At 43.9% G+C, this 4,314-nt stretch carries 2 protein-coding genes, 3 tRNA genes and 2 rRNA genes; 2 read left to right on the top strand and 5 right to left on the bottom strand.

Annotation, left to right across the window (positions count from 1 at the left end; all coding sequences use genetic code 11):
- Window position 1: 1 nt before the first annotated feature.
- A tRNA-Asn gene (locus R7E42_RS23595) sits at window positions 2–77 on the top strand.
- A gap of 288 nt (window positions 78–365) precedes the next feature.
- Window positions 366–1,570 (top strand): IS3 family transposase gene (locus R7E42_RS23590; protein ID WP_318073041.1). Its coding sequence is split into 2 segments (ribosomal slippage): window positions 366–717 and window positions 717–1,570, totalling 1,206 coding nucleotides; the frame shifts between segments, so codons are not numbered across the junction.
- Between the two features lie 48 nt (window positions 1,571–1,618).
- Here R7E42_RS23590 and R7E42_RS23585 read toward each other — a convergent pair.
- The 5 genes from R7E42_RS23585 to rrf (R7E42_RS23565) all read right to left on the bottom strand — a co-directional run bounded on the left by R7E42_RS23585 (window position 1,619) and on the right by rrf (R7E42_RS23565) (window position 4,173).
- The gene (locus R7E42_RS23585) at window positions 1,619–3,055 is read right to left on the bottom strand and encodes an NAD-dependent succinate-semialdehyde dehydrogenase (RefSeq protein WP_318073040.1); all 1,437 of its coding nucleotides are present in this window, start codon (window positions 3,053–3,055) and stop codon (window positions 1,619–1,621) included.
- Window positions 3,056–3,552: 497 nt separating this feature from the next.
- Window positions 3,553–3,629: transfer RNA gene (locus R7E42_RS23580), tRNA-Asp, on the bottom strand.
- Between the two features lie 77 nt (window positions 3,630–3,706).
- Window positions 3,707–3,823, bottom strand: a 5S ribosomal RNA gene (rrf, locus tag R7E42_RS23575).
- Window positions 3,824–3,880: 57 nt separating this feature from the next.
- A tRNA-Thr gene (locus R7E42_RS23570) sits at window positions 3,881–3,956 on the bottom strand.
- Window positions 3,957–4,056: 100 nt separating this feature from the next.
- Window positions 4,057–4,173 (bottom strand): 5S ribosomal RNA (gene rrf, locus R7E42_RS23565).
- Between the last annotated feature and the right edge of the window lie 141 nt (window positions 4,174–4,314).

Genomic DNA, 4,314 nt, shown 5'->3' with positions numbered 1-4,314 from the left:
TTCCTCCTTAGCTCAGTTGGTAGAGCGACGGACTGTTAATCCGCAGGTCGCTGGTTCGAGCCCAGCAGGAGGAGCCATATTAGAAGAAGCCGCATCACTTGATGCGGCTTTTTTGTATTAGTTTAAAGCTAAGCTCTCTCCTACTACCCACGAAATAACATAAGCGCTTTGATTATTAAAAACCGCTTACCGCAAGCTAACTATCGACTCACTAAATAACCAGAAAATATTAACCACAAACGCGCGTGGCAAATGGTATGCCTTTCAACTAAAAAAAAGCCAGGTAAAAACCTAGCTTTTTAATTCAATCGGTGTGCCGTCCTAAATAAGGTTGACACTTTCCACCCCCAAAATTGGAGAGTGTTATGAAATCAACAACTAAAAGAACTCAGCGCGATTACTCCCTCGCTTTTAAACTCACTGTAGTTGATGAGGTTGAAAAAGGAAGCCTCACTTACAAACAAGCCCAAGAGAAGTATGGCATCCAAGGTTGCTCTACGGTTTTGGTTTGGCTTCGTAAGCATGGTCGACTAGATTGGTCTAAAGGGACACCTAACTTTATGTCCAAAGGAGACTCTATGGCCGAGTTCAATTCACCTCCTACACCAGAGCAACGTATTAAAGAGCTTGAGAAGCAGCTCGAAGATGCTCAACTCAAAGCCGACTTCTTTGAAGCTGTCGTGAACGTTATGGAACGTGACTATGGTGTTAGAGTGACAAAAAAGCACAAAGAAGCGTTGTCCAAGAGAAAACCATAGTAGGTTTGAGCGTTACGAAGTTTTGTCAGTTAGTACAAATCTCTCGCCAAGCTTATTATAAGCAATGCCAAACTCAATCTCGTTGTGAACATCATGAGCATGCTGTCATTGGCTTTGTCCGTGAAGTCAGGCTGAAGCAGCCACGCATTGGCACGCGTAAACTGAAGTTCTTAGCAGCAACAAAGGGCATTCAAATAGGTCGCGATAAGCTCTTTGAACTTCTCAGAAAGCATCGGCTGTTAGTGAGAGCAAGACGAGCCTATCACCGAACGACTGACAGCCGTCATCGATTTTTCTGTCACCCAAACAAAGTGAAAGATGGGCTGACACCAACGAAGCCAGAACAACTGTGGGTTGCTGATATTACTTACTTGCCGACTCAAAATGGAGAGAGTTATCTCAGCTTGGTTACAGACGCTTATTCAAGGAAGATTGTTGGTTTTTATGTGGATGACAACATGAAAACTCAATCAGTTAAGCGGGCATTTATCTCAGCTCTCAGGCAACGGCAGAGTGAAGAAAAGCTAATACACCACTCAGATAGAGGCTCACAATACTGTTCGAAGGAATATCAAGATATCCATAAGAAACATAGAGTGACTTGCTCAATGACTGACGGGTATGACTGTTATCAGAATGCTTTAGCTGAGCGTGTAAATGGGATACTCAAAATGGAGCTCTTGCTGCAGAAACCGAAAGATCTGAAAGAAGCAAGGACGATGGTAGCAGAGTCCGTAGATATCTATAATCAAATGAGGCCTCATACGGCTTTAAAATACAAAACGCCCGATGAAGTACATCGAGCGTTTTAGTTAAAAAGTGTCAACCCATATCAGGACGGGTCACGGCCATCTCTGAAATCAGCTTAAACCACCAAGACAAATATACTTTGTCTCCAGATATTCATCGAGGCCTTGCTTAGCACCTTCCCGTCCAACACCCGACTCTTTAACTCCACCAAATGGAGCCACTTCAGTAGAGATGATCCCTTCATTAACTCCAACCATGCCGTACTCTAAACCTTCACTAAAAGTCACAATACGCTTCAAGCTATTCGTATAGAAATAGCAAGCCAAACCATATTCTGTATCGTTCGCCATTTCGAGAACTTGATAATCATTTTCAAAGGTAACAATAGGCAACACAGGCCCGAATAGCTCTTGCTGAACAATCGACATATTCTGCGTCACACTATCCAAAAGAACGGGATCCATAAAGCGACCAGGCCGTCTCTGTGGAGAGTTAGCAATAGAGGCTCCTTCTTGTACAGCTTGATCGATCACCGCCTCTAGTCGATGCTTAGAGGCCATCGTAATAACAGGACCTAATGTGACACCTTTCTCTAAACCATTGCCAAGCTTTAATTTGCTTAACTTCGACAATACTTTATCAATAAAAGCTTGTTTTACATTTTTATGAACATATAACCGATTGGTACAAACACATGTTTGCCCTGCATTACGGAACTTCGACGCGACAAGCCCTTCCGCAGCCGCATCTAAGTCTGCATCTTCAAACACGATGAAAGGCGCATTACCACCCAACTCCATCGACACCGCCTTGACTGAATCACTGGCTTGCTTCATCAAAATTTTCCCGACTCGCGTAGACCCCGTAAAAGAGATCTTCTGAATCCTAGGATCAGTACTTAGTACTTGACCAAACTCAGCAGCCTGCTCCGACACCACGACAGAAAGCAGTTCTTTAGGGATACCAGCCTGATAAGCTAATTCAACAACAGCAATTGCAGTGAGAGGGGTAAGCTCTGATGGCTTGATCAACATGCCACAACCTGCCGCTAGGGCTGGTGCTGCTTTTCTTGTAATCATCGCAATAGGGAAGTTCCAAGGTGTAATTGCAGCGCATACTCCCACAGGCTGGCGAATTGCAGATAGACGTCTATCTGTCGTGGGGGCAGGAATAACTTCGCCATAAGCACGTTTTGCTTCTTCTGAGAACCACTCGACAAAAGAGGCACCATACATCACTTCCCCTTTGCTCTCTGCTAAAGGTTTTCCCTGCTCTAAGGTAATAATCGTGGCTATGTCTTCTGCATTATCAAGAAGTAGTTGATACCACCCCCTCAAACGACGAGAGCGCTCTTTGGCACTTAATTTAGCCCAACGGACTTGCTCCGTTTTGCACTGACCAATGAGATCGTCTAACTCCTCAAGAGTACTAGGCTTTAACCGAATTAACTCTTGCTCAGTTGCAGGGTTGATGACCACAATTCCCTCTTCGGAAGACCATTGCTTAAATACAGATTTCAGCGTTTCATTTTTTATTTGTTGCATCATCAAACATACTCCTCAAGAACTCCTCTTAGGTTAATCGCTACTAGCAAGTTCAGCAAAGAAAACAAAGTTTTCTAAAAGGCATTAATTTTCGGAAGACTTAGCTCTCTTCCTCACTATATTTCGGGAAGTTGCGCAATCCACGCAACGACGGTCCCGCTCTAAACATGGAAGCAATGAATGTTTGAGAAATAAGATGTAGAAAATTATTGTTTAAGAGAGACACTAACAAAACACGCAGTACGGAAGACTATTCATTCTATTACGGTTGAGGGCGAGTGTTATAAATACTCATTGTTCAAATGACCAACCTTTCAACGAGGACATGATACAAACTCGGAGTAATTGGAAGTGCAGGCAGCAGGCTCATCTTCCTGAGAAACTCATGCGCCAAAAGGGTCAAGATAGTCGCATAGTATCGCCTTCAATGTGTAAATACATTTCTAGGGAACACGACCAAACGAAAAAGCCCCAGTCTTTCGACTAGGGCTTAATATAAGTGGCGGAGTGGACGGGACTCGAACCCGCGACCCCCGGCGTGACAGGCCGGTATTCTAACCAACTGAACTACCACTCCGCAGTGGTATCACTCGCTTTAATAAGCAAGTGTCCGCTTTTGTCTTCACTTTTCGAAAAAGTGAAAATAAAACTAAAGCCTGGCGATGTCCTACTCTCACATGGGGAAGCCCCACACTACCATCGGCGCTATTTCGTTTCACTTCTGAGTTCGGCATGGAAGTCAGGTGGGTCCAAAATGCTATGGTCGCCAAGCAAAATTCTTTACATTTTGTTTTAGGCTTTAATTTAAAACATAAAACAAACAATAAATGGTGCTGATACCCAGAATCGAACTGGGGACCTCATCCTTACCAAGGATGCGCTCTACCGACTGAGCCATATCAGCACATTATTTGCGTCCGTGAGGACTAAAAAAGCCCGCTTTTACAAACGGGCTCTCTTAACTTTTGTCTTCGCCTTTTTAAAAGGAAAAAACTAAATTTAAAGCCTGGCGATGTCCTACTCTCACATGGGGAAGCCCCACACTACCATCGGCGCTAATTCGTTTCACTTCTGAGTTCGGAATGGAAGTCAGGTGGGTCCAAATCGCTATGGTCGCCAAGCAAATTCTTTAATTCGGAAAACTGATGTTAAGTTCTATTTATACACATTCAATGTTCTTACATCGAGTCCATCAAAACCCCTTGGGTGTTGTATGGTTAAGCCTCACGGGCAATTAGTACAGGTTAGCTCAACGCCTCACA

The sequence above is a fragment of the Vibrio sp. Vb1337 genome (assembly GCF_033338715.1).
Lineage (GTDB): Bacteria > Pseudomonadota > Gammaproteobacteria > Enterobacterales > Vibrionaceae > Vibrio > Vibrio alginolyticus.
Note: the sequence above shows the minus strand (reverse complement) of the source record. Positions and strands in the feature narration are given on the sequence as shown.